Below are 24,954 nucleotides of genomic sequence, written 5' to 3'. Positions count from 1 at the left end.
TCCATGATAGCTCGATTATTCCGCTTCAACACTGCCAAGGAACGCACACTGCCGATGATTTGTTTGGGTGGCCCTGCCGATGAATTGGTTTTGTTGTCTCAAAGGCATCCTTGGGCTCGTTGGAATCTCGTTCGCAATCCGTTTGGCGAATTGACTCGAGGACAACGAGCTTCGCTGGCAGTGTTGGACGAATGGGAATCGCTGGAAAGCTTCACCCGTCAACGGCACGCGGTGCAGTTCATCGGGGATTGTGGTCGAGGCAAGTCCACGCGTTTGATCTCGCTTCAATCGCGTTTGCCTGAATCCGTTTACGTTTACCTGGCCGAAGACGCACCCGTGCCAGCACTGCCCGTTGCTGCTCCGTTAATCATTGATGAAGCCCAGCGTCTTAATCGAGCTGCAATGAAATGCGTGTTCAATAGTGGGGTCCCGTTAATTCTAGGGACGCACAAAGACCTTTCTCGTCGGTTGCGCAAGCACGGTTACAACGTTGTGACATACGCCATTGGCGAACAAAATACTCCCTCGCTCATTCGGCGAGTGCTCAATCGACGTATCGAAGACGCGCGGTTCGGCGAGGGCGACATCCCGTTCATTAGCGAAGCGGACGCAGAACAATTGTCACGTCGGTTTGGGACGGACATTCGAGCGATCGAAGGGTATCTCTATGAAACGTGGCAACGGAAGATCGCCAACTTTGGTGCAACGCATCCACAACCTAAAGAAAAGACCCAAGCAACCTAGAGGATCAGTCGGTGGCCAAGTGTGATTTAAGTGTTGAGATTGACAATCCCGATCGGATTTACGGAGGCGGTGAAACCATTCGCGGCGTGGTGCGAGTTTCGGTCGATAGCGATGTGACGTGCAACGGACTGGAAGTCAAAACAGTTTGGCGTACTCATGGTCGAGGCAATGTTGCCACCAAGGATGCTCAATCGACGATTGTTTTTACCGGTGATTGGCAAGCGGGCGATCAGCTTGAGTATCCCTTTGAGCTGACGGTTGCAGATTGGCCCCCCAGTTATCACGGGCACTATTTAAACATCGACCACTACGTTGATGCCCGCGCTAAAATTCCCTGGGCGTTTGATCCCAAAGCTTCGGCACCATTCTTAATGAAACCAACCGGTGGTCCCGAAATCGCGTCGGCTGGCAAATCGGGCGAGGTAGCCGTCAGTGGATTCGTGGGTGCGATCATCGCTTTGGTGTTTGCGTCGATCCTGATTCCTATCGGTGGAGCACTCATTCGTTCGGGTTGGTTTGGAGCCTTGTTTTTCGCTCCGTTGCTAATCGGTGGTATCGTGATGATCGTTCGATATGCATTGCCAAAGTACAAGCTCGGGAAAGTGACTTGTGAGATCGAAGAGTGCAGTTTGCACCCGGGCGATGTACTGCGAGGTGAGTTGGTGGTTTGTCCGCGGCGTCCGGTGAACATTAACGGTGTAAAGTGTGAGATCGAAGCACGTGAGCGTTGCGTGAGCGGTAGCGGGAGCAATGCGACCACGCATACTCACCTGTTCTTTAGCCGCCTCTTGGAATTAGAGCCCGCCAAGACGCTTCGGCCGGATGTCGAGCATCGCTATCCCATTGCGTTCGAAATTCCAAGCGACGCTCCGTATTCAATTAAGCTTTCCAGCAATGAAATAATCTGGGAGGCGAAGGTCCGTATTGATATTCCAAGGTGCCCTGATTGGAGCAAAAAGTACAAGCTGGAAGTGTTGCCTAGCGGGAACCAAGTCATCGGAGCCTCTTCTTACGGGGCTTCTTCTAACGCGACTTCGCCCGCAATGGCTTCGGCGACCGGCGAAGCGGATTCATCATCGCCAGGTGTTACATTCCAAGAAACGGTCCAGCACTTGTGGGATGTTCGCGATGAAGATGATCAACGAGATCTATTGGTCGATGTGGTGCAGGGGATGACATTCGATGTTGAAGCGATTGTCGAGCGACGCGTGCTCTACAGCGGTTCCGAGGATCCGCACGTTTACGAAAATGGTCATGCCGTTTGGGCTCGGGCCGAGCACCCTGAATTGCCAATGGTCTTGTATGTGCCGCATGACATGGGCGAAGAGTTCGAGCAGATCGGGCGACAAATCTGGCGAGGTCGTGGTACGGTCGTAGGGTGGGACCATCAGCACGGTCGATTGCAGATCAAAGTCGAGACGGGGCGTTGATCGTAATGGCCCGTATGTTGCAGACCGAGGATTCGGTCTGTTGCGGACCGCAATTAACATGACCGAGGTATTCACGGAAACAGATATCTAGGTCGGCATTGCTTTATTGAGCGCCAGCATGAACGAGCACCTCGGCAACGTCCTTCCAGCCGAGCGACTTGGCGAGTCGCAGAGGTGTCATGCCATTGGACGCAACCGCATTGGGGTCAGCGTCATGCGTCAGTAGCGCCGCAACGCTGGCGGCACTACCGGCTAGGGTTAGCTGATGCAGAAATGTAAAACCTCGTTCGTCGGTTTGATGGACAATTGATGGATCTTCCGTGAGCTGCTCTTCTAGAGACGGCAACATGTTGATTGCCATGGGGTGCTCGCGTTTCGCCACCTCGGCAAGGTCTTGTACCACGGGTTTGGATCCGCCCAAGAAGCTTTTCTTGGGAGCAGGTTGACCGATGTAATCGGGCGGAACGACAACGATGGATTCAGGATGACCGAAGTCGAGTCCCCAGGCGTTGTCATGAGCTCGGCGTTCCGACTTACTCATCGCTGCTCGGATCACATTGACCGTGAATGCTCCGCAGACCTTTTGGTTGATCGCGTACATCCAATCGTTGACCTGCATTGGGTTCGCGATGACATCGTCGCCCTCGCTCACCGAAGTCAGCCAGTTTGGATTGTTGATGAGCGTCCCTGAGACCTGTTGCCCATCGAACTGGATATCACTCACCCACATTTCTTCGACCGCCGGTTGATCGGGGTCTTGCTTGGGTGTCCCGGGAGGATCTTCAAAGGCAATCTTCACCGCTGCGATATCGAGCCCGGGAACGATCCGACGGTATTCCCACGAAAGTTCTCGCCAGAAAAACCGAAATGTTTGCCGGGCTCGCTTGATTGCCTGCTGCATCGCTGGATCTTCACTCGACGCCATGAAGACCGGGGAATTGGGTTCGCTCATGACGCCAAAATAAGCGTTTGAGGTTGAGAATGCAAAAAACGGGCGGATCCTCCTGGGGCTACTCATTGCCGAATCTATGCCTTGCGTGATGGTGACGCGTCATGTGACCCGATTTGGGGCACGCCTACGCAATGAGTTCGAGGCAGGCTATCATCCGGCTTGCGGCGTTGATCAAGCCTCTTATTCCTCGCGATTGCTCACCAAAACGAGTCCATGTCCACCCAAAGTGTTGCTCCCCGAGTCCTTGTTTTGCGTGCTCCGGGCACGAATTGTGACGAAGAAACGGCATTCGCGTTTGAAAAAGCTGGCGCGATCGCAGAGCGGGTTCACGTCAACCGGCTGATCGAGAATCCGGCTCTTAAAGACCGCTACCAAATCCTTTGCTTTCCGGGCGGGTTCAGCTACGGCGATGACATCGCAGCGGGCCGAATTCTTGCTACCCGGCTTCGTGAGCATTTGGCCGGGATGGTGGACTCGTTTGTTCACGGCAACGGCGACCGGTTAGTGCTGGGGATCTGTAACGGCATGCAAGTGATGATGCGGTTGGGCGTTCTGACCGAAGGCGTTAGCGAGGATGATCAACCACCAGCGACGTTGACTTGGAACAATCATGGACGTTTCGAGGATCGCTGGGTTCACTTGGCGGTCGATGCAAAGTCGCCTTGTGTGTTCACGCAAGGCATTGAAAAGATGTACCTTCCCATGGCGCACGCGGAGGGCAAGTTTGTTGCCCGAGACGAATCCGCGTTATCACGATTGCGAGACGCCGGACGATTGGCCGTTCGATACACGGACGAGTCCGATGCTGGTGTAAGCGACGAGGTGTTGCCATTTCCCATCAATCCCAACGGTGCTGATGCCAACGTGGCTGGGGTTTGCGATGCCAGCGGTCGCGTGTTTGGATTGATGCCGCACCCAGAGCGTCACATCGAAGCGACTCATCACCCCTTTTGGACTCGTCGCAAGGAACAACCCGAGCACGGTGACGGACTAGCGATGTTCCAAAATGCGGTCCAGTGGTTCGCTTAGAACCAATCGCATTCGAACGTTCGGCAATTTATGCGTTGTGAAATTCACATCGCACTCTAAAAACGCGATCTGATCTAAACGCCCATCTATTCGGTGGCGACAATCGGGCTAGATCTTGCAGACACCGTCTTCGCAATTCTTGCCGGCAAGTTTGTAGCGACGCTTTGCGATTTGGTGGTAGCCCCATCGCCACAGCCCCGCTGTCCCGGGGATGTGAAGAATCGGCATCACGGGCCACAGCAGCGGAAGTTGGCGTGATAGAAAACGTACGGCATCGCTGCCGCCATACCGGTTTTGGTCTCGATCGATGACATACATTTGTGCCATCAGGTCGTCGTGACTCAGATCCGGGTATCGTTCTTTCACCCGTGGGTCATGCAGCGAGATGAATGATAACCGTTTACCGCCAATGTCCAGACGTCGAAGGTTATTGACTTGCCCACGACAAAAATTGCACTGGCCATCGTAGATCACGACGTTGGAGTCTTTCAGGTCGTCGGGATCCGGAAGGGTTGGCATCGAGATGTGATTCAAAAGGGAAATTCGATCAAAAATGGGCTCATCGCAATGAGTTGATGGCCTCTATACTGATTGTAGGTCGAAATCGACGATTCGGCCGCCCCGAGCGATCACGTGGGGCGGGTATCTTTGAGAAAGTTCGTCAATACGAAGGGTTAAGCCATAGCCATGAGCGAAATCGAATCCAAAGTCCAATCCGCACGACGTCGTTTGATGTTGGCTCAATTTGGACGCACCCTTTCGGTCACGTTGTTTGCGGCCCTTCTGATTGCGACGATTGCAATTGCCGTGCCCGCATTTTATGCCCTGGGAATTGATTTTTCCGTCTGGTCCAAAGGTTGGGTGATTGGGACCGTCGTTGTCGCTGTTCTGGCCGCCTTGATACACACCGTTGTTAAAGCACCAACCACGGCAAAGGTGGCTGCCGAAGTGGACCACCGTTTTGGGCTGCGGGAACGGCTTAGCAGTTCGATCTCGCTTCACGAATCCGATCGAGAATCGGAATTTGGGCTGGCGCTTCAAGCCGATGCGGGTCGCCGGGCCAGTCAGCTTTCGATTGCTGACAAGTTCTCTCTTAAACCGAGCAAGCTCGGTTGGCTTCCCCTATCGATCGTTCCGATCTTGGCTCTCGTTTTGCTGTTGGTTGAACCGGTCAGCACCACGGTTGCAAACTCGACTGAGCAATCCGATCCGGCGTTGATGAAACAAGTTCAAACGGTTGCCAAACAACTCAAGAAGCGAATCGAACAACAAAAACGCAAGGCGGATGCGGAAGGGCTGCGAGAGGCCAAAGAGATGTACGAGAAGATGGAATCGGATCTCGACAAACTCACCAATAAGAAAAGTCTCAATCGCAAAGACACCATGATTGCGATGAATGACCTGAAGAAACAGCTCGAAGAACGTCGTAAAGAACTCGGATCGTCCGAAGGGGTGCGCAAGGCGCTGGCGCAAATGGATGGGCTTGAATCGGGCGAAGGCGCAAAAGTTGCCAAAGCGATTCAAAAAGGAGAGTTCGGAAAGGCCGAGGATATCGTTAAAGAGCTTGCCAAGAAAATGAACGATGGCAAATTGAGCAACGAGGAAAAAAAGGAACTTCAAAAGCAAGTTCAGAAGATGGCGGACCAGCTCAAGAAGGCAGCTAAAAAACACGAGCAGGAAAAGCAAGAGCTTAAAGAGAAGATCGAGCAAGCGAAAAAAGAAGGGCGTGGGGCAGACGCATCGAAGATGCAGCAACAGCTCAATCAGATGCAGCAGCAAGACGCTCAAGCGCAAAAGATGGGGCAGATGGCTCAGTCAATGCAGCAGGCTGCTGATGCGATGAAGAATGGGAATTCGCAGGATGCGGCCGATGCGATGCAGCAAATGGCCGATCAACTCGGTGAAATGTCTCAAGAAATGTCTGAGCTTGAAGACCTCGAATCCGCTATGGACCAACTGTCTCAGTCCAAGAACCAAATGCAATGCCAAGGTTGCCAGGGTGGTGGCTGCAAGCAGTGTCAAGGCAATGGAATGGGCAGCGGTCAGGGAGCTGGCGAAGGCAATGGTCTGGGTAACGGCTCGGGGAAAGGTGATCGGCCCGAATCCGAAAACGACACCAATACCTACGAAACGCAAGTGCGAGGCGATGTGAAGAAAGGCAAAGCAATCATTGCTGGCTTTGCCGATGGCCCCAACCGCAAGGGTGTGACGCGTGAAGACATCAAAGCCGCTATACAAAGTCAGCTATCCGAAGAAAGTGACCCAACCGAAAACCAGTCACTTCCGCGAGACGAGCGAGAACATGCTCAGCAGTACTTCGACCGGTTACGAGAAGGGACTTAGGAAGCTTGTCGCCCGCGTGCCCAACGCACTGGGGCGACAGTTTGGTGCTTTCTAAGTTTGATGGTTCCTTGGCGGTGGACTTTTGGAGGCGCACTTCTGCAGGTGCACTGTTTGCAAATGCACTTTTTGCAGTTCCACTCTCGTATCGGCTAGCGGATTAGCGGTTAGCCCAGGTCACCTAAAGCTTCTGCGATCAGGTCAGCTTGCTCGAGCTTATGTGCGGCAAGCGAACCAGTACTCGGGCTGGCCGATTCTACACGACTGACTCGGTGGACTTTGAAACGCTTGGCCCACTCGTCATAGAAGTTAAGTTTCAGGTAGGGCCACGCGCCCATGTTGGTTGGCTCTTCTTGAACCCACACCAACTCACTGCCTTCGGGCAAATCCTTCAGCGTCGACATGACCTCGTCGGTGGTCAGCGGGTAGAGCTGTTCGATTCGCATGATCGCGATATCTTTGATTTCCTTTTCGGTCCGAGCGGCGAGCAGGTCGTAATACACCTTGCCCGTGCACATGATCAATCGCTTCGCGTCCGCTAGTTTGACCTTTCGATCCGGCAAGATCTTCTTGAAGCTTCCGCCGGCAAGGATATGCAATGGACTGATGCACTTGGGGTGTCGCAGCAGGCTCTTGGGTGTGAGCACGACCAGCGGCTTTCGCCATTTGCGAAGCACTTGCCGCCGCAACAGGTGAAAGTACTGCGCCGGCGTAGTTGGCTGGACCACTTGGATGTTGTGCTCGGCCGACATTGCCAAAAAGCGTTCCACGCGAGCACTGCAATGTTCGGGACCTTGGCCTTCAAAACCGTGCGGCAATAACATGACTAGGCCGCTCAAACGATTCCACTTGTCTTCGGCGCTCGCAATGAACTGGTCCACAATCACTTGGGCACAATTCCAGAAGTCGCCGAACTGTGCCTCCCAAAGCGTGAGTCCGTCAGGATTGTCAAGCGAATAGCCGTACTCAAATCCCAACACACCGGCTTCGGAAAGGGGGCTGTTGTAGAGTTCAAGGGGAGCTTGATCGGGTGACAAGTTCTTCAGCGGAGTGTACTTCTCGCCGGTTTTTGTATCGTGCAAAACCGCGTGGCGTTGGCTAAACGTGCCTCGCTCGCAATCCTGCCCCGTCATGCGGATAGGATGACCCGCAGTCAACAAGGACGCAAACGCAGCCGCTTCGGCGCTGGCCCAATCGAGCGAAGTTTTTCCTTCGGCCATATCACGACGATGAGCCATCGGTCGCTTGAGCTTCTTGTTGGCAGCAAACCCGGCTGGCAATCGCGTGAGAGAATCCAGCAGGCCACCGAGAACTTTGACATCGACGGTGGTGTCGGTTTCTTCGGACGGTTCAAGACCGCCGAAGTACTGTGACCAGTTGGCAGCCAACGTTTGTGTATCGGGAACGAACTTGACGTGCTTTGTGGCCTCAAATTCGGATTCGAGTTTCTCGGTTCGTTCGCGCTGAATCTCTTCGGCTTCTTCGGCTGTGATCTTGCCCAGCTTCAGCAGTTGGTTGAGATACTGCTGGCGAACGCTATCGCGTCGGTCGATCTCGGCGTACATGCGAGGCTGAGTGAATCGAGGTTCGTCGCCTTCGTTGTGTCCCCAGCGTCGGAACGCGTAGAGATCGATCACGACGTCGCGGTGGAATTCTTTGCGAAAGTCCATCGCCAACGATACCACTTGAGCGACCGCTTCAGGGTCTTCGCCATTGACGTGAAAAATGGGAATCTGCAGCATCTTGGCGATGTCGGTCGCATAGGTGGTGCTGCGTCCTTCGGAAGGTTCAGTCGTGAACCCGACTTGGTTGTTGATGACGATGTGCAGTGTGCCACCGGTTCGGTAGCCAGCCAACTCGCTCAAGTTAAGCGTTTCTTGGACAACGCCTTCGCCAGCAAACGCCGCGTCGCCGTGAATCAAGATGGTCATCACTTCACGGCGGTCCACGTCACCGTGGCGATCCTGTTTGCAACGAGTTCGCCCTTGCGCGACCGTGTTGACGAATTCCAGGTGACTGGGGTTAAAGCACAATGAAATGTGAATGTTATCGCCCGAGGCGGTTTTCCAATCGCTGCTGTAGCCAAGGTGATAGCGCACATCACCGCCGCCGCGATTCATCTCGGGCGTAGGATCATCGAACGACCAAAAAATGTTGAGCGCACGCTTCTTGAGGATGTTCGCCATCACGTTAAGTCGTCCTCGGTGGGCCATGCCCATGACGACTTCCTTGACGTTGTGTTGACCAGCCTTCTCGAGCGCCAAATCCAACATCGGGATCAGGCTTTCGGCACCTTCGAGTGAGAACGTTTTCGCACCGACGAATTTTCGGCGAACAAATTCTTCAAAGATCGACGCGTCGGCCAAGCGGACATAGATACGGCGTTGGACGTCGTGAGATAACTCGAGTCGGTTTTCCGTCGTTTCCATACGACGTTGCAGCCAATCACGAATAGTACGACGGTCGATGTGCATGAACTGCGCACCGATACTGCGGCAATACGTGTTTCGAAGTCTCGTCAGGATCGCGTCGAGCGTTTCGCCCATCACGTCTTCAAGAAAACTGGCATCAAACGGACGATTCATGTCGTCCTTGCTCAGGCCGTGAACCTCGGGGCTAAGGTTAGGGCTATCGGGTCGAGGGAACCCGAGGGGGTCCAAATTGGCGGTCAGGTGCCCACGGACTCGGTATTCGCGAACGAGGTTGTTGACGCGATCTTGAATTCGCGAAAGCCAAATGGCCTGCTCGGAATTGATCGTGCCTTGGCTGGTTGCCACTTGATTGGCTACGACGCTGCCTTTGGATGGAGCAGTTGAGCCGTTCGCAGACCTTTGGACGGTGCCTGCGGAAACTTGCGATTTGGCTTGTTCCGCCGTCGCAGAGATGCCATTGACGAGCAAAAACTGCTCGAAATAGGTGCGCCAAGTTGCGGAAACGCTCGAAGGGTCGCGAACGTATTGGACATACAGGTCGTCAATGTAGTCCAAGCTGTAGCTATTCATGTCAGCTTTGTCAGGCCAAGTTGGCTTAGCCCGTATCGGTAGGAGGCCCGTCTCTCGGTTTCTTCCCTATCTCTGGTGGAGAACCCGGTCCTTTTCAGGTGATCCGGGAGGGCTGAGAATTGAGATTCAAATCGCGAAGCGGAATTCAGTGAGGAGCCAATTTTGTATGGGCGTGAATGCGAGTTCTAGCTCTCCTGAGCCTACTCAAACTCGCACTTCGTTTACTTTAGAGAATCGTACAATCGGCGGGTACCCATAAGGCGTGACTTTTGACCATCAATCTGTCACGTTTTTTGCCGTTTGCACCGTTACTCGGTCCTCGCGCGTAGGCGTGGTTCTCGGCTGGCCGGTTGTATGTCAAAACATGGTGCACTTTTAAGTGTTTTCCGACGCGGTGAACCTGTTTCGTTTCTTTTCCTAGCAATTGTTTTTACGCTTTTCCCATGCCCGTTCTGATTCAAGTACGAGACGCTCACAAAGCCTACGGTGATCAGGTTTTACTCGACGGAGCCGAAGTTTCGTTGACCGACGATGTCAAAGTTGGCTTCATTGGCCGAAACGGAGCCGGGAAGTCCACGTTTCTACGCGCGTTGCTCGGTGATGAGGAGCTCGAAAAGGGCGAAGTGATCCACCATCCTTCGCTAAGGATTGGCTATCTGCGGCAACACGACCCGTTTAAGCCCGACGAATCAGCACTCGATTTCTTAATGCGTGACAGTGGTCAGCCGGATTGGAAGTGCGGCGAAGTCGCGGGGCAGTTCGAATTAAAGGGAGCTTATCTGGAAGGACCCGTCAAAGCACTTTCAGGCGGTTGGCAAACTCGAGTCAAATTGGCGGCGCTTCTGCTGCATGACCCCAACATGTTGATGCTCGACGAGCCGACGAACTTTCTGGACTTGCGGACGCAGATCCTGCTCGAACACTTCCTTCGTGACTTCGGTAAAGCCGCATTGATCGTTAGCCACGATCGCGCTTTCCTAAAAGCGACCTGTACTCAAACGCTTGAACTTTCGCGTGGCAAATTGACCATGTTCTCGGGAAAGATCGACGCGTTTCTTGAGTATCGCGAAGAACGACGCGAGCATGATCGACGAGTGAACTCAACAGTGATCGCCAAGCAAAAACAACTCGAACGCTTCATTGAAAAGAACCGAGCTAGCGCAGCGACCGCTTCTCAGGCACGCAGCAAAGCCAAGCAGCTCGAGAAATTGCAAACCACCGAGATCGAAGTTGATGAGCCAACCGTCTACATTCGAGCCCCCAAGGTAGAACCTCGAAGCGGGACGGCGCTGCGATGCGAGGGTTTGGCGATTGGCTATCCGGCTACCAAAGATCTACCCGAGCATGTCATCGCCGACACGATCGCCTTAGAGATCGAGCATGGTCAGCGGATTGCGATCGTGGGTGACAACGGTCAGGGCAAGACGACGTTGCTGCGGACGCTCGTTCATTCACTTGAGCCGCTCGCAGGTTCGATGAAATGGGGGCACAACATCGAAATCGGAACTTATGCCCAGCACGTCTACACTTCGCTTGACGAGCGTCAAACAGTCATCGAACACCTCGAATACAACTCCGACAGCAATCTGGTGCGGCAGGATTTGCTGGCGATGGCCGGCGCATTGTTGTTTCGCGATGAACACATCCAAAAGAAAGTTAAGGTGCTCAGCGGTGGCGAACGCGCGCGGTTGTGTATGGCAAGCTTGTTGTTAGGTACTGCCAACGTGCTCGTACTCGACGAACCGGGGAACCACTTGGATGTCGAGACGGTTGAGGCTTTGGCCACGGCTTTGGACAGCTACAAAGGAACCGTGATCTTCACGAGCCACGATCGTCACTTTGTGCGACGAGTGGCGACTCACGTGGTCGAGGTCCGCGATGGACGAGTGAAATTGTACTTCGGTAACTACGACAGCTACCTCGAAAGCGTCGAAGGTGAAATCGACGAAGGCGAACGTGAGCGTTCCGGAACTGCCGCCGGAGGCAAGTCCGCCGGCAAAACGAGCGTCGGAGATTACCGCAAAGAGAAACAGGATCAGCGGAAGACCGAGAAGGAAATCAAGAATCTAGAGAAGAAAATTGCCCGTTTGGATGATGAACGAAAGAAGCTCGACACGAAAATGTCGACTGAGACGAACCCTGACGAGGCGATGAAGCTGCACACTCGGATCGAAGAACTTCGCGTCGAAATCGAAGAAGCGGAAGCAAAGTGGCTCGAACTGAGCGGTTATGAGTAGAATTCCTTGACCCGGAATGTCTCTGCTAATCCATTCGGGTCGCTAAACCATTCCCCAAGAGTTTCTGTTCCGTGAAAACGCCTCCGCCCCTTCGCATCGGTGACCTCGTTATCGATCCGCCGATTCTGCAAGCTCCGATGGCTGGGTTCACGAATGCCGCTTTCCGCGAAATCGTACGCGGATTCGGCGGGGCGGGGCTGTTGGCAACCGAAATGGTAAACGCTCGTGGTTTCGTTTGGCTCGATGAGCATGAAGCCGAGCACCCCGATCGCTTGTGGGGCGTGGCTGAAGAAGCTCGGCCGTTGGCTGTACAGATTTGGGACAACGACCCCGAGACGATGGCGAAGGTGGGGCGTCGTTTGGCTGAGGAGTATCGCGTCAGTGTCGTCGATATTAATTTTGGTTGTCCGGTGCGTCAGGTGACCGAGAAGGCGCACAGCGGAAGCTACTTGCTTCGCGAGCCTAAACGCATGCATGCCATCATTAGCCAACTGGTCAAAGCTTGTGCTCCGACGCCTGTTACGGCCAAGATTCGATTAGGCTGCTCGCCTGAAAGCGTCAATTGCAACGAGGTCGCCCAGGTCGTTGAAGAAGCTGGGGCCGCTGCGTTGACCGTCCATGGTCGGACTGCCAAGGACATGTTTCGAGGCAATGCCGATTGGGATCGAATCAGCGAAATCAAATCTCACCTTCGCAACATCCCGCTCATTGGAAATGGCGACTTGGATTCGGCCGAGAAGGTGGTTGCTGCGTTTGAAAACTATGATGTCGACGGGGTCATGATTGCGAGAGCTTGTTTGGGTAAACCTTGGCTCTTTGCCCAAGCCGCTGCAGCGTTGCGTGGAGAACCGATTCCTCCAGATCCAACGATGCAACAGCAACGCGACGTGATGCTTAATCACTATAAGTTGGTGGTGGATCGTTTCGGTGAAGAGAAGGGCACCGTGCTGATGCGAAAGTACGCGTGCTGTTACGCGCAAGGTAAGCATGGTGCGAGATTCTTCCGGATGCACGTCGCCAAGGTTTCTAGTGCCGAAGAGTTCTATGCGGTGGTGGACGAGTATTTTCCTGTGATCGACAACCGCGAACGCGTCATGTCTTAGCGAGCTTGATCAACGGGGCTGTTCATCATTAGCACCGCCGCGAAGTAGGTTGGTCGCGTAGTCGGCGAAACCTCGCATGTCATCGGGTAGGTCACCCGGGCCGACGATCAAAGGGCCATCGCTGTCATCGCTTGGGTGCAAACCGTGGCTGCCTTTGACAAGTGTGGCGTCGAGCGGAATGACATCCATCTTGTATCGCATTCCCAGTTTTTTCTGAGCAACACGTCCGATCGCTCGCACTTTACTCGTCATGAACAATTCACACGGGTCGTATCCAGGCTTGCGATGGATATCAACGGTGCTGGCAAAGTCCGGGGCTCGCTGGTTGTCGAGCCAGTAGTAATAGGTAAACCAGGCATCCGAGTCGGCCAATGCAATCAGCTCGCCACTGCGGGGATGGTCCAGTTCGATGTCGCCAGGATTGATGACCGCAGCCACGCCGTCGATCGACTCAAGTTCTCGCCGAACCTCGGGGATGAGGTCTCGGTTGCGAACGTAAACGTGTGCAAGTTGATGATCGGCGACGGCGAATACTTCTGATTCACCAGGAAGCAGCATTTCACCAAACGGTCCATCGCGGACCGTCAACCAATCGCGTCGGCGGAGTTCGCGATTGAGGTGAACAGGTCGTGACACCGCACCAAGGCCGTACTCGCTTACCGCAATTACTATCGCTCCGATTTCATTTGCCGCGTCGATGATTTCGCCAGCGCAACGATCAACTTCGGCGACCCTTGCGACGTCTTGCACGTCAAAGCGTTGGTAGTCGTAATCCAGGTGTGGCAAATAGGCGAGCGTAAGGGACGGCTTCTGTTTTCGAATCACGGCGGCTGTGGCTTTCGCGATCCAGTCCGAGGCGGGAAGCCCCGCGTTGGGGCCCCAAAAGGAGAAGAATGGAAACGGGCCAAGTTTGCGAGTCAAATCGCATCCGGTATTGTCGATGATGTCAAAGACTTTTGACCCGTCGCACCCGTAGTGCGGTTTCGGAGTCGCTGAATACTTCACGCCTGACGATTGATTGAACCACCAGAACATTTTGGCGGTCTCGACGCCGTCGTAGAACTTGGGGCCTTGGACTAGCGAACTGGCTTGCTGCCAGAAACGGATCTCTTGCGTGTCTCGATAAAACCAACCATTGCCTACGATTCCGTGTTCGCGAGGAGAAAGCCCTGTCAACATCGTTGCTTGGGACGTGCTTGTGACCGCAGGCAGCGGACTGGTCCAAGCTCTCGATGCGCCCAAAGCTGAGATCCGCGGCGCGTGCGGTAACAGTCGGGGTGTCAGGCCGACGACGTTGATGACAACAATGGGCCGCGTCACAGCTACTTGACCGGCGGCAAAGTAAAGACTTTGAACAAGCAAAATCCCAGCAGCAAAAGCACTCCGCTGATGGAAAGTAGCATCACGATCATTCCACCTGTAGTTAACGTCATGGTCTAGTTTCCAGGTTTGGTGGGAAAGGACGCTGATTCAATCGCCGCTGCCATTCGGCCGTCGGCTTCCCAGCGTTTGCCAGCGAGGTGAATCAGGATCAATAGCAACGCTGTCACGCCAGTCAGGAAGATCACAGACATCAACGCTACCTCATTGTTCAGAACGGCTTTGAGGTATCCCTCTTTCACTTCGCCGGTTTCAGCATTCACGCTGTCGAAAACGCTTTGGTAAATGAATGCAATGAAGATCACGCCTAGGTATACCGGGACGATGTATTTCAAAAGGTAATGCACGGGCGTTGGGATCTTGATGTAGGCGCCAATCGAAGATTCGTAGGCACCCCGTTTGATTCCAAAGACCCAGCCGTAGATCACTGCTTGGACCATCGCGAGCACGAAAATCAGGAATGTACCCACCCAGAAATCGAACGTGTCCAGCGCGGTCAAACCGGCTGAAAAGTAGACGACGAACATCGTTCCCGACAGCGCGATGATACCGAGGATGGAAGCCGATGCTCTTCGCTCAAGTCCAAAGCCCTCTTCTAGGAAAGCGATGACCGGTTGCAGCATCGACAGACTGCTGGTGATTGCCGCCAGGAACAGCATGAAGAACCACAGGAATCCAAACAGTTGTCCCGCTGGCATCTGAGCAAATACGTTGGGGAGGGCGTTGAAGCCAAGTCCGAACGTAGTAAAGCTGGCCGCACTGACACCCAGAAAAATGAAAGCAGCGGGAATCGTAATCATTCCGCCCAAACAGACTTCGAAAAACTCGTTCATGCTGCATGCGGTGAGACCACTCAGAACGACGTCGTCTTTCTTTGACAGGTAGCTCGAGTAGTTAATGATCACGCCAAAGCCGACCGACAGACTAAAGAAAATTTGGCTCGAAGCGGCCAGCCAAGTCTGTGAATTAAGCAGTGCTTCGGGTTTGGGATTCCACATGAACCCCAAGCCCGCCATGACTTGGTCGCGAGGCAAAGTCAGGACTCGACACAACACGCAAATCGCACAAATCGTCATCAGGGGGATGGCGAACTTGCAAAACGTCTCAATGCCTTTGGAAACTCCGCGATAAATCAAGACGAAGTTCACAAGGAACGTGATCGCGATGAAGCCAAGCAGTTTTATGCCTGGGCCAAACGTGTATCCGTCCTGTTCAGCACCAACAAAATCGTTGAAGAACCCTGTGTAGGCGTCTGGGTCGGCGCCAAGCATCAGGTTGCCCGTGGCGTAGTTCCAGGCGTAACCAAGGCACCATGCCTCGATCACGATATAATACATGTAGATCACCAGCGGGATTAACAAGGCAAAGACACTTAGGTAGCGTGCCTTCGCGTTCCGGCACGCGATGCTAAATACGCCTGGTGCCGAGTGAAATCCCCGGACTCCCGAGAACCGTCCCATCGTCCATTCGGCCCAGCACAACGGGATGCCCAGGACTAGAAGCGAGATGAAGTAGGGAAGCAAGAATGCTCCCCCGCCATTTTGCGCCGCTTGACCGGGAAATCGCAGGAAATTGCCCAGGCCCACAGCTGATCCGGCAACCGCCAGGATGACTCCAATTCGCGATCCCCATTGCTCCTTCGGGATATAATCCGCAGAGCCAGCGTTATCGCTGGTTTCGCTTTGCGAATTCGTGTGCTCTGAGTCCATGTTGTCCTGGTGATTGGCAATGGAATCGTTGTCGGCGGAATCGTTGTTGTCACCGGGATTGTCCGACGGCGGCTGGTAAGGCGAGTCTTTCATGACCGCGACCCTTTTTCCTTGCGGAAGATTCGTGAGGCTAGCTGGACTTTGATGCGACCAAAAAAAGCGGAAAATGTCTGTTTTCCGCTCTGCGGCACGACTTTACCATAAAGAAACGGCCTGCGGCGTTCGCAATGACCAGGGGATGTCGCCTATAAGAAAGAAGACACGCATTTGGGCAGCGAGAAGGTAATCTCGTCGCCCGTGAACGTAGTGACACCCAAGAGAAAATGGTTAGAGGCGGGCTCGAACCGCCGACACCGGCCTTTTCAGGGCCGTGCTCTACCAACTGAGCTATCTAACCGTAAATCACAAAGCATTGCCGAGCAAAATCAACTCGACAATCTTTCAATCGGGATGATCTGAACGACCGGTATACACGAGTTTGTTCAGCAAACACACGCCCTAAACGATTGTGATTAGTCCGGGTGCTCATCGCGATTAATTCGGATGGTAGGTATCATAAAACAATTCGTCAATTGGTTCACGTCGCAATCTGAGGCTAGTCAGGTCTCCTTTTGCTTAGATGACCCCAAAAATATTCGGTTGGATCCCATGCAATCTCAAAAAACGAAGCGAGTTTTCGGCTGGTTCGTTTTCCTTGCCTTTGCCACGCTGATGCACGGCATTTCGCCATTTGCTAGTCACGCCTATTCGCCTGATGACCCAGTGGTCCAAGAGATGATCGATCGCGGGGTTGCCTACCTGGAAAGTCAAAAAATGACGATGCCCAATCCTGGGTCATTTGACGACTATTCAGGTGTTCCGATTTTGGCTGCCTACGCTCACTACAAATGCAGGCATGATCCCGACAATCCGGTGGTGAAGCGGGGGGTGCAAGCCGCTTTGGCCATGCAAAAGGCTCTTGAAAATGGGGCAGGCGAGCACGGTCACAAGCGAAACTACGAAATTCCCGTCGCAACGCTGTTGCTGGCCGAGGTGGACGCTGCTCGATACAAGCCTCAGTTGGAATCGTTCCAGCATCATCTGATGGATCATCAGATGCCTGGTGGAGGTTTTGGGTATCCAGGATACGCCACGGGGGATATTTCTCAGGTCCAGTACGTGGTTTTGGCTATCTGGACGTTGGATCGAAATGGAATTCCTTTGGACTACGGCAAGGTTGCTGCTTGTGCCGAGTGGTTGATGAGGGTGCAGGATATTCGAGGCGCTTGGCCCTATCAGGCTTACGACCCTGGCCCCGGAAAAGGTCTCGTCGCTCAAAGGGAACGAGTCGGGATGTCGATGGGTTTGGCGGGCGGTAGCAGTCTGTTGATTGCTGGCGATGCGCTGCGTCTGTGGGGCGATACCGTTGATGAAGCTGACCCCGGTGTCCCAGGTCTGCCCAAGGCAATCCAGCTTTACAAAGAAGACGCCAATAAAAAAAGACGAGGGAAGGTCAAGCTTTCGCAAGAACCCGTCAAGCGTTCAGCAAGCTTTTTTGATCAGTGGCGAGTGGCGAATCCCTACACTCGGCCCAAGTCGAGCGACTTCTACTACTACATCATCTACACTCGTGAACGCTACGAGTCGTTTGTGGAGATTGCCTACGGTCGCCCCAAGGACAAGAGTCCCGATTGGTACAACGAAATCGCTGCGGAACTGAAATCGTTCCAAGGGGCCAGCGGTGGTTGGGATGATCGAGCCCATACGTCGCCGATTGTTAGCACATCGTTCGCTCTTCTGTTTCTGATCCGTAGTACTCAGAAAGCGATCTTCCAAAGCAGCCAAGGGTCTCTTACCGGCGGCTATGGATTTCCTGAAGACACCACCAACATTCGTGTCGATGGAAGTCAAATCAAGGGTCAGGCTATTGCCACTCAGGTTACCGACCTATTATCGATCCTCGAAGAAGATGAGAACGCCGATAGTCTTGGTGACAAATCGCTGCCCGATGATCTGGATCTCGACCCCAATCCGAAGGCACGTCGTGCCCAAATCGATCGGCTTGAGCGTTTGGTTCGCGGGAGTCGTTCCTACCAAGCCCGTCGTGTGGCAGCCAAGTTGTTGGGCAAGAGCGATGAACTGCGAGTCGCCCCGGCATTGATCTATGCACTCAGCGACCCGGATCGCGTGGTGCAGAGCTTCGCACGTGATGGGCTCCGGTTCATCAGTCGCAAGTTTGATGGTTACGATCTGCCGCCAAGTCCACCCCCAAGTGCCGACGACGCGGTCAAGGACCGTTGGAAGCAGGAAGTTTCAAAAGTCCAGGACAAATGGCGAGACTGGTACCGCACCGTTGATCCGACTCACGTCTTTTTGGACTATGATCTCTAAACCCCGGTGGCGATCGCGATTCGCTTTCACTTCTCTTGCTTCATTTTTTCTTTTCTTGCATTTGCCTTTTTAGGTTCCCACGGTGGCTTCGGTGAACGATTCACTTGGTAATTCGGATAACGCCGACTCGGTCGAAGTCGTGGGAAATGTCGATGCGCATGATTCCCAAACACGCCGCGAGCAGATTCAGGCCGAGCGAGAGCAAGAGCGAGAACGCCTTCGCGTTAGCCATTTCGATGTGGTGACGTCCTTTTTCATGGCGTTGATGCTGTTCATCGGTATCTTTGTCACGATGCTGTTCATCATATGGTTGACCAGTCGGTTCTCATTTGGGCCAGTCGCCATTGAACCGATCATCGAGAACCCCGCCGGTCGCGGAGAAAACCCTGAAGGGTTTGAACGCGACTTTGAACCGCCGGGGGCCGAAGAGGTCGAGGAATTGATGGAGCCGACTTTACAGGACACCATCGAGGCCGTCACGGATGCGGTCAGTAGCGTTGCCGCGTCGCTCACCACGAATGATACCGCGGCTACAGCAACCACTTCTGGTACTGGCGCCGGTGACAGTCGGCCACCTGGTCCCGAAGGCGAAGGCGAAGATATCGTCCCCCGGTTCGAACGGTGGCAACTTGACTTCAGTGCGCGTGACAAAACGGCCTACGCCAAGCAACTCGACTATTACAAGATCGAGTTGGGAGCCGTCGGTGGGAAAATCCAAGGTCTCGACATCGTCAACAACCTTGTCTCGAGCCCGAAAGCTCGACGCATCGCTGACGCTTCCACCGAAAAACGCTTGTACTTCATGTTCAAGACCGCTAGCCCGTTGCTGCAATACGACCGGCAAATGTTGGCCCAGGCCGGTGTGCAACTTGACGGTCGTAGCACTTTGAAATTGATCCCCAAGGATCTTGAAAACCTACTCGCCAAAATAGAACTCGACTTCGCCAAATCTAAAGGCCACCAATCAGTGACCGAACTGGCCAAGACTGTTTTTGAAAGCACCGCCGAAGGCGATGGGTATGCGTTCAAAGTGATTAGTCAACGTTATCGCAAACCACGTCGTTAATTCACTTTTCAATTGATCAACTAACCTCTTCACTTTTTGTACAGGACTTCAGCACCGATGATCTTTGCTGACTTGTTTGACCTTATTTCTCAGACGACCTACTTTGCGCTCGCTGCTAATGCGCTCTGGGGACTCTATTGCATCGTTGTTGTTTGGACTCGCGTCGGTCAAAAGCGTTTCAAGACGGAAGAGGAGCAAGACGTTTTCATGGATGACGTTGAGCAGATGCTTGACGCCGGCGATTTTGATGGAGTGGTTGAGTATTGCGACGGGGACAACCGTGCGATTCCTCAGATTGCCGAAATGGCGTGCACCCATCGCCAACTCGGCTACAAGAAAGCTCGTCAATTTGTCATGGACCGTTTTCAACGCGACGTCATGAGTGACCTTGAATACCGATTGAGCTGGGTCAGCACAGTGATCAAGAGTGCTCCCATGATCGGATTGTTCGGGACCGTGTTCGGCATGATGGGAGCGTTTAAGACGCTTGCGACGGCTGAGTCAGTGGAGCCCTCGGCCTTGGCCGACGATATCAACGTTGCTCTTCGAACTACGGCTTGCGGTTTGGCGATCGCAATTCCGTTGATGATCCTCGTTGCCAGTGTGAATATTCGAATTGCCAAAATGGAAGACCTTGTCGGGTCAGGTTTGGCTCGATTCATGGTTGCGTTTCGCGAAAATCTCGGCCGGTTTTCGGGAGCCGCTCGCCCCAATGCCTCAGCGGGCCAGTCCGTCGAACCTTTAGCCGTTCAATCCAAACTGGAGTGATGAAGAACGTGGATTCGATTGAACTAACATCCCCCAATAAACCCACTTGAATTTAATAATGGACGACGACGAAGACGAAGATCTGATGCTGCCGCGTAAGAAACGCGACGACGACGAGATGGATATCACTCCGATGATCGACATCACGTTCTTGTTGCTGATCTTCTTCGTTGTGTGTTCAACCATGGACCCCACCAAGATCGGCACGATTCCTGAGGCGGACAACGGTTTGGCGATTGCTGCAAAAAATGCGGCTGTGATTTTCGTCAATCCAGGTCCCAACGATTCGGTGATCTTGTCCAAGATTGACAGCTCTGAGTTTTCCCGAGACGAAGATGCTCAGGCAAACGAGATCATTGAGTACATCACTTCCGAGTTAGAAAAGTCACTTGGTGCAAGTAAGCAACACGTCATGCTTTTTGGCGACGCTGACGTCAACGTAGGTCAGATAACGCGAATACAAAAAATCATCGGTGATGCGTTTGAAGATCTTGATGCCACGTACATCGCGGTCAAAGAAAACTAAACCGTTAAGACTCGTGTTTCTCAACTCCTTTGTTTTTCTAATCACTCATTGCATCTGCGTTTTCGTTAGCCAACCCAAGGCCGTCTGATGTCCATCGAAGTAACCTGCCAAGCATGCGGAAGTAGTCACCACGTCAACGAGCGTTTGGCGGGGCGAAGTGTACGTTGTCCGAGCTGCGAGAACGCGGTGGCGGTTCCCGAATTGACGGTCGAGACCTCTGAAGCCAAAGCTATTGAAGTCGAGCCCATCAATGTTGAGGTTGTCGAGGCTGAACCGGTGAGCGTTGATCCCGTTGAAATCGACGTTGCCAGCGATCTATCGCCGTCACCCTTGATGGCGACTCCCTCGATGCCCAATGCTGCGTCGGCCGGTGGCCAGTTCGCAAGCGATGACGATGAAGATGAGGACGACAAGGTGCTTCCGCGGGGCAATCGACCCGAGGAAGAGATGGACATGACACCGATGGTGGATGTGACGTTCCTGTTGCTTATCTTCTTCATGGTGACGGCCGCGTTCAGTTTGCAAAAGTCAATCATGATGCCGCGTCAACAAACCGACGCACCCAGTACCGCGGTCATCGAAGAAGAAACCGAAGATCTCGACATGGTCGAACTTCAGGTCGACGAATTTGGATCGTTCCTGGTGATGGCGCCAGATTGGGAACGCGAAACGCCCGGCAAGCAGAACTTGATTTCAGCACTGCGTGAAGCAATTGCCGCCAACAAGGACGGGATGCGATTGGTAATCAAGGTCCATGAAATGGCAAAGCTCAAAGCGCTCGTTGATGCGATGGACGCAGGGACGATCGCAGGCTACGCCCAACTCGAAGTTACTCAAGTCGACAGCTTTGACTGACGAAGAACGGCTCCGGCTGTTCTTAGCTGACCACTGATGTCGCAAACTACTTACTACCTAAAACCAGATACTTAGAATTTATGCTCGCTAAAGACTTGATCGACCGACTTGAGCGACTTGGTTTGCTTGATCAAGAGATCATCGAAGCACTACGTCAACAACTCGATCAAGGTGGGTCACGTGTGACCCCCGAGGCGGTCGCTAAGTTGTTAGTTGACAATGGCCAATTGACTACGTTTCAAGCCTCCAAGCTCATCGGAGAATTGCGTAGCAGCCAATACGATGAACCCGTTGAAGTGGAAGAGGTCGATCTAACCGCTGGACTTGATGTCGCCACCGACGTGGAAATGGTATCGGCCGTTGATGACGACGACGTGTTCGGTGAAGCGGTCGCTGTTGAAGCGGTTCCAATGGAAGCCGTGCCGGTTGAAGCGATGCCGGTGGAGTCAGGTTCGATGGGAACGATGGGCGGCGGAGTAGGGAGTACTCCAATGGCCAATCGTCCACAACCTACGCGTCGAAAGCCGCCACCACAGAAATCGGTTTGGGATTCGTTCAAGGTTTACGGCTACCTCGGGATCATTGCGTTGTTACTTGTTGTTGGTGGAGCGTTGTATTTCATCTTGTCACGCGAGAGCGTTGAAGCGGTGATTGGCGATGCCAATGCAGCCTACGAACAACAAAATTACGAGGCTGCGCAAGGCAAGTACGTCGGGTTCTTAGAAAGTTTCGGCGAAGAAACGGAGTACTCGTCACTCGCCCGAACTCGCATCGTGATGACTCAGTTGTATAAGGCGGCAACGTTCAAGCAGGAACCTGAACAAGGCGTGACTAAGGCGCGAGAACTATTGCCAACGATTGCCGATGAAAAAGGCATGAACGAAGAACGCAACAACTTAGCCCAGTTGTTGGTCGAAATCGCTCAGAACATTGCAACGGCTGCAGGGAAAGCGGGCGAGACAAGTCGCAAAGAAGAACTGCTCGCGACTCTTGATCAGCACAGCAAGCTGATGGAAAACCCACAGTACATGTCCAGTACCAGTCGCGTCGCTTTGGAAGGGCAAATCAAGAGTATCGAAGAGGCTCGCGCAAAGGTTCAGCGAGACATCAGCCGAAACCGAGACTTGGATATCGCCGAAGCTGAGATGATCGCGTCGCTGAAAGAGCAGAAAACGAAGGACGCCTACGATACTCGGAAGGCTCTGCTTCGTGACTATCCCGAATTGTATGACCACGAACGGCTAAGTGTTTTGATTGCTGAAGCCAGTGACACGCAACAAAAATTAGTCTCCAAGACCAAGGATGTTCCCGAGACGAGTCCGGGACAAACGGAATCCAAGGCTGCTCGGTCCATCGTGCTTACATCCTTGGCAGGACGTGAAGCGCCGGACTTGCGAGGGCAAGCTCTCTACCTGCGAGCTGGTGGTTCCGTGTTGGCGTTCGATGGCTACAGCGGCAAATTGAAATGGCGAAAGTTTGTCGGTAGTTCTGATGACTTGCCGCCGGTCGGTGTGGAGGATGGATTGGGCGTTCTGCTTAGCGAATCTTCCACCAACGATATCATTCGCTGCGATGCCGAGACCGGCGACGTGATTTGGCGAGCCCGAATGAGAGAGCCGTTTAGTGAGCCTGTTGTCGTCAAGAGTGATGTCTTCGTGGCGACCGATGGCGGACGATTGATCTCCATGGATGCTGATTCTGGCGATGCCAAATGGGCGACTCTAATTCCCCAGGGGCTCGAGACCGGGCCTGGGGTTGATGGTCGACTCCGGCGAATCTACATGCCTGGCAATCACAGCAATCTTTACGTGATTAACGCTCAAGATGGCACCTGTGTCGAGAGTTTCTACACCGGGCATTCAGAAGGTACGATCGCTGTCCCACCGGTTCCGTTGTTTGGTCACTTGTTCGTGATTGAAAACGCCGGCACCAAGTACGCCTTCGTTCATGTTCTGAAAGTTAACGAGCAAGGCGAGCAAGTCGAGGTCGCTCAGGATCCGATCCGCCTAGCGGGGAATGTTCGCGTGTCGCCGATCATCCAAGGCCGTCGATTGATCGTGCTTACGGACCTCGGTGAGGTGAAGGTTCTAGATATCGAATTGGCCGCCGAGGGAGACAAGGTTTCCGTGGTGGCGAGCTTGCCTCCGTTCTATGACGAGCCCACCGCAACTGAAATGGCGGTCGATCCTCAAGGCAGCGCGATGTGGATCACGGGTACTCGCGTAGGACGCTACAAGTTGCAAATCAGTACTGGTCAAGTGATTCGCGATTGGAGTCTTCACGAGCTCGATCGTTTCATCGGGAAACCATTCATCGCGGATGACACCTTGGTTTACGCTCGCGTGCTTCGCGGAACCTCGGCCACTCGCGTGACCGCCGCTAATCCTAAAACAGGGGAAGAGATTTGGCGAACGGATGTGGGGGTTCCAATTTCTATGATTGGGACCGCACCAGAGGGAGGTTTTCATTCGGTTACTTCCCAGGCTGCTTTGTTTGCTCTTGACCGTGAATCTTTGGCATCAGGTTCAACAAAAGGACCGCTCGAAAACCCGGGGCGACGATCCGTCAATATTCGATTTGAGAAACCCGTCGCGATGGAAGATGGACGAGTGGCTTTCTTGGATGAAGGTGGTGGAGAAACCGTTCTGGTTTATGCACCGCAGCGTGAGAATGAAAAACTCAGGCAAGTGACAATGAGCCTGCCTGCCGGTCAGCCAAGCGGTGGGATGATCTACGCCGGTGGCGGATTGTTCATGCCATTGACGACTGGGCGAGCCGTCTTGATTAATTGGCAAACCGGAGCTGTCATCGGAGCACCCTTCCAGCCCGCCAGCGATCCAGCGGGGACGGTGAAGTGGACCAATCCAGTCGCGCGATCCGATGATCCCAACCAGATCATCGTCGCCGATAGTCGAAAGAAAATTTATCGTCTGCGGGTCGATGGTCTGATTCGAGAGTTGTCTTCTAAAGACATCAAGACCGAGTTCTTGGGAGCCGCTGCGTCAGTCAATGACACGTTTATCGCGGGAGCATCCGGACCGGCAGCGGATTACCTCGTTGGCCATGATATGGAATCGCTCGAAGAGGGGTTTCGTACGCTTTTAGGCGGCAGGATCGTGTGGGGCCCCGTGGCGACCAACGACTATGCATTGATCAAGACGGATGATGGGAATCTGCGAGCGTTTGGGCCGGACGGCAGTGAGAAGTTTTCGATTTCCATCCCCGATGGCAATCCGGTAGGGGTTCCCGTTGAAATGGGCGAGGAATGGTTGCTGGCAGGAAGTACCGGATGGTTGTTGAAGCTCGATGCATCGAGTGGCAATTTGACGGGGCAATCCGACTTGGGGCAACCTCTTTCGTCTTCACCAATTTTGGTAGGAAAGAGCTTGTTAGTACCCGGCGCCGAAGGAGTGATTTACATCACGGAAGTTCCGGGCAATTAA

Annotated in this window: 17 protein-coding genes and 1 tRNA gene; 12 read left to right on the top strand and 6 right to left on the bottom strand. The window is 53.6% G+C overall.

What is annotated here, in order from left to right:
- Positions 1-3 precede the first annotated feature (3 nt).
- Positions 4-744 carry a hypothetical protein gene (locus Pla22_RS04525; RefSeq protein WP_146513552.1) on the top strand — a complete coding sequence of 247 codons (741 nt, stop codon included), beginning with the start codon at positions 4-6 and terminating at the stop codon, positions 742-744.
- A gap of 11 nt (positions 745-755) precedes the next feature.
- Positions 756-2,174: a hypothetical protein gene (locus Pla22_RS04520; protein WP_146513551.1), complete on the top strand. Its 1,419-nt coding sequence runs from the start codon at positions 756-758 to the stop codon at positions 2,172-2,174.
- A gap of 103 nt (positions 2,175-2,277) precedes the next feature.
- Here the strand turns inward: Pla22_RS04520 and Pla22_RS04515 are convergent, their stop codons facing one another.
- On the bottom strand, positions 2,278-3,126 hold the full coding sequence (locus Pla22_RS04515; RefSeq protein WP_242631792.1) for a DUF2314 domain-containing protein: 849 nt from the start codon (positions 3,124-3,126) through the stop codon (positions 2,278-2,280).
- Positions 3,127-3,339: 213 nt separating this feature from the next.
- Between Pla22_RS04515 and Pla22_RS04510 the strand changes: the two genes are divergently transcribed.
- The gene (locus tag Pla22_RS04510; protein ID WP_146513550.1) at positions 3,340-4,155 is read left to right on the top strand and encodes a phosphoribosylformylglycinamidine synthase subunit PurQ; all 816 of its coding nucleotides are present in this window, start codon (positions 3,340-3,342) and stop codon (positions 4,153-4,155) included.
- 108 nt (positions 4,156-4,263) lie between these two features.
- On the opposite strand, the gene Pla22_RS04505 is transcribed toward Pla22_RS04510, so the two are convergent.
- A complete protein-coding gene (locus Pla22_RS04505; protein ID WP_146513549.1) occupies positions 4,264-4,674 on the bottom strand; it encodes a thiol-disulfide oxidoreductase DCC family protein in 411 nt (136 codons plus the stop codon).
- 168 nt (positions 4,675-4,842) lie between these two features.
- Between Pla22_RS04505 and Pla22_RS04500 the strand changes: the two genes are divergently transcribed.
- Positions 4,843-6,498, top strand: a complete 1,656-nt coding sequence (locus tag Pla22_RS04500) for an ABC transporter permease family protein (protein WP_146513548.1) — start codon at positions 4,843-4,845, stop codon at positions 6,496-6,498.
- A gap of 164 nt (positions 6,499-6,662) precedes the next feature.
- On the opposite strand, the gene Pla22_RS04495 is transcribed toward Pla22_RS04500, so the two are convergent.
- The gene (locus Pla22_RS04495) at positions 6,663-9,497 is read right to left on the bottom strand and encodes a 2-oxoglutarate dehydrogenase E1 component (protein WP_146513547.1); all 2,835 of its coding nucleotides are present in this window, start codon (positions 9,495-9,497) and stop codon (positions 6,663-6,665) included.
- A gap of 443 nt (positions 9,498-9,940) precedes the next feature.
- Between Pla22_RS04495 and Pla22_RS04490 the strand changes: the two genes are divergently transcribed.
- Together Pla22_RS04490 and dusB are read left to right on the top strand one after the other, a co-directional pair.
- Entirely contained in the window at positions 9,941-11,734 is a 1,794-nt protein-coding gene (locus tag Pla22_RS04490) for an ABC transporter ATP-binding protein (RefSeq protein WP_146513546.1), read from the top strand.
- Positions 11,735-11,805: 71 nt separating this feature from the next.
- Complete coding sequence (gene dusB, locus Pla22_RS04485) at positions 11,806-12,837, top strand: tRNA dihydrouridine synthase DusB (protein WP_146513545.1); 1,032 nt, start codon at positions 11,806-11,808, stop codon at positions 12,835-12,837.
- A 9-nt stretch (positions 12,838-12,846) separates the two neighbouring features.
- Here the strand turns inward: dusB and Pla22_RS04480 are convergent, their stop codons facing one another.
- The 3 genes from Pla22_RS04480 to Pla22_RS04470 form a co-directional block, all read right to left on the bottom strand.
- On the bottom strand, positions 12,847-14,157 hold the full coding sequence (locus Pla22_RS04480) for a nucleotide pyrophosphatase/phosphodiesterase family protein (protein ID WP_242631791.1): 1,311 nt from the start codon (positions 14,155-14,157) through the stop codon (positions 12,847-12,849).
- Between the two features lie 116 nt (positions 14,158-14,273).
- Complete coding sequence (locus Pla22_RS04475) at positions 14,274-16,019, bottom strand: sodium-dependent transporter (RefSeq protein WP_207310292.1); 1,746 nt, start codon at positions 16,017-16,019, stop codon at positions 14,274-14,276.
- A 231-nt stretch (positions 16,020-16,250) separates the two neighbouring features.
- Positions 16,251-16,323, bottom strand: a tRNA-Phe gene (locus Pla22_RS04470).
- Between the two features lie 251 nt (positions 16,324-16,574).
- Here Pla22_RS04470 and Pla22_RS04465 point away from each other — a divergent pair.
- The 6 genes from Pla22_RS04465 (at position 16,575) to Pla22_RS04440 (ending at position 24,954) form a co-directional block, all read left to right on the top strand.
- Complete coding sequence (locus Pla22_RS04465; protein WP_242631790.1) at positions 16,575-18,296, top strand: HEAT repeat domain-containing protein; 1,722 nt, start codon at positions 16,575-16,577, stop codon at positions 18,294-18,296.
- A gap of 82 nt (positions 18,297-18,378) precedes the next feature.
- A complete protein-coding gene (locus tag Pla22_RS04460; protein ID WP_242631789.1) occupies positions 18,379-19,362 on the top strand; it encodes a hypothetical protein in 984 nt (327 codons plus the stop codon).
- 57 nt (positions 19,363-19,419) lie between these two features.
- Entirely contained in the window at positions 19,420-20,130 is a 711-nt protein-coding gene (locus Pla22_RS04455) for a MotA/TolQ/ExbB proton channel family protein (RefSeq protein WP_146513544.1), read from the top strand.
- 58 nt (positions 20,131-20,188) lie between these two features.
- Entirely contained in the window at positions 20,189-20,656 is a 468-nt protein-coding gene (locus tag Pla22_RS04450) for an ExbD/TolR family protein (protein WP_146513543.1), read from the top strand.
- Positions 20,657-20,743: 87 nt separating this feature from the next.
- A complete protein-coding gene (locus tag Pla22_RS04445) occupies positions 20,744-21,511 on the top strand; it encodes an ExbD/TolR family protein (RefSeq protein ID WP_146513542.1) in 768 nt (255 codons plus the stop codon).
- An 80-nt stretch (positions 21,512-21,591) separates the two neighbouring features.
- Positions 21,592-24,954, top strand: coding sequence for an outer membrane protein assembly factor BamB family protein (locus tag Pla22_RS04440; protein WP_146513541.1), 3,363 nt, complete (start codon positions 21,592-21,594; stop codon positions 24,952-24,954).

The organism is Rubripirellula amarantea (assembly GCF_007859865.1).
Classification (GTDB): Bacteria; Planctomycetota; Planctomycetia; order Pirellulales; family Pirellulaceae; genus Rubripirellula; species Rubripirellula amarantea.
This window is presented reverse-complemented; position numbering and strand designations above follow the sequence as displayed.

What these genes read in the sequence shown, in the direction of transcription:
- Pla22_RS04525 (WP_146513552.1), top strand. Translation starts at nt 4, where the DNA reads ATGATAGCTCGATTATTCCGCTTCAACACTGCCAAGGAACGCACACTG.
- Pla22_RS04515 (WP_242631792.1), bottom strand. Translation starts at nt 3,126, where the DNA reads ATGAGCGAACCCAATTCCCCGGTCTTCATGGCGTCGAGTGAAGATCCA.
- Pla22_RS04510 (WP_146513550.1), top strand. Translation starts at nt 3,340, where the DNA reads ATGTCCACCCAAAGTGTTGCTCCCCGAGTCCTTGTTTTGCGTGCTCCG.
- Pla22_RS04505 (WP_146513549.1), bottom strand. Translation starts at nt 4,674, where the DNA reads ATGCCAACCCTTCCGGATCCCGACGACCTGAAAGACTCCAACGTCGTG.
- Pla22_RS04500 (WP_146513548.1), top strand. Translation starts at nt 4,843, where the DNA reads ATGAGCGAAATCGAATCCAAAGTCCAATCCGCACGACGTCGTTTGATG.
- Pla22_RS04495 (WP_146513547.1), bottom strand. Translation starts at nt 9,497, where the DNA reads ATGAATAGCTACAGCTTGGACTACATTGACGACCTGTATGTCCAATAC.
- Pla22_RS04490 (WP_146513546.1), top strand. Translation starts at nt 9,941, where the DNA reads ATGCCCGTTCTGATTCAAGTACGAGACGCTCACAAAGCCTACGGTGAT.
- Pla22_RS04475 (WP_207310292.1), bottom strand. Translation starts at nt 16,019, where the DNA reads ATGAAAGACTCGCCTTACCAGCCGCCGTCGGACAATCCCGGTGACAAC.
- Pla22_RS04465 (WP_242631790.1), top strand. Translation starts at nt 16,575, where the DNA reads ATGCAATCTCAAAAAACGAAGCGAGTTTTCGGCTGGTTCGTTTTCCTT.
- Pla22_RS04455 (WP_146513544.1), top strand. Translation starts at nt 19,420, where the DNA reads ATGATCTTTGCTGACTTGTTTGACCTTATTTCTCAGACGACCTACTTT.
- Pla22_RS04450 (WP_146513543.1), top strand. Translation starts at nt 20,189, where the DNA reads ATGGACGACGACGAAGACGAAGATCTGATGCTGCCGCGTAAGAAACGC.
- Pla22_RS04445 (WP_146513542.1), top strand. Translation starts at nt 20,744, where the DNA reads ATGTCCATCGAAGTAACCTGCCAAGCATGCGGAAGTAGTCACCACGTC.
- Pla22_RS04440 (WP_146513541.1), top strand. Translation starts at nt 21,592, where the DNA reads ATGCTCGCTAAAGACTTGATCGACCGACTTGAGCGACTTGGTTTGCTT.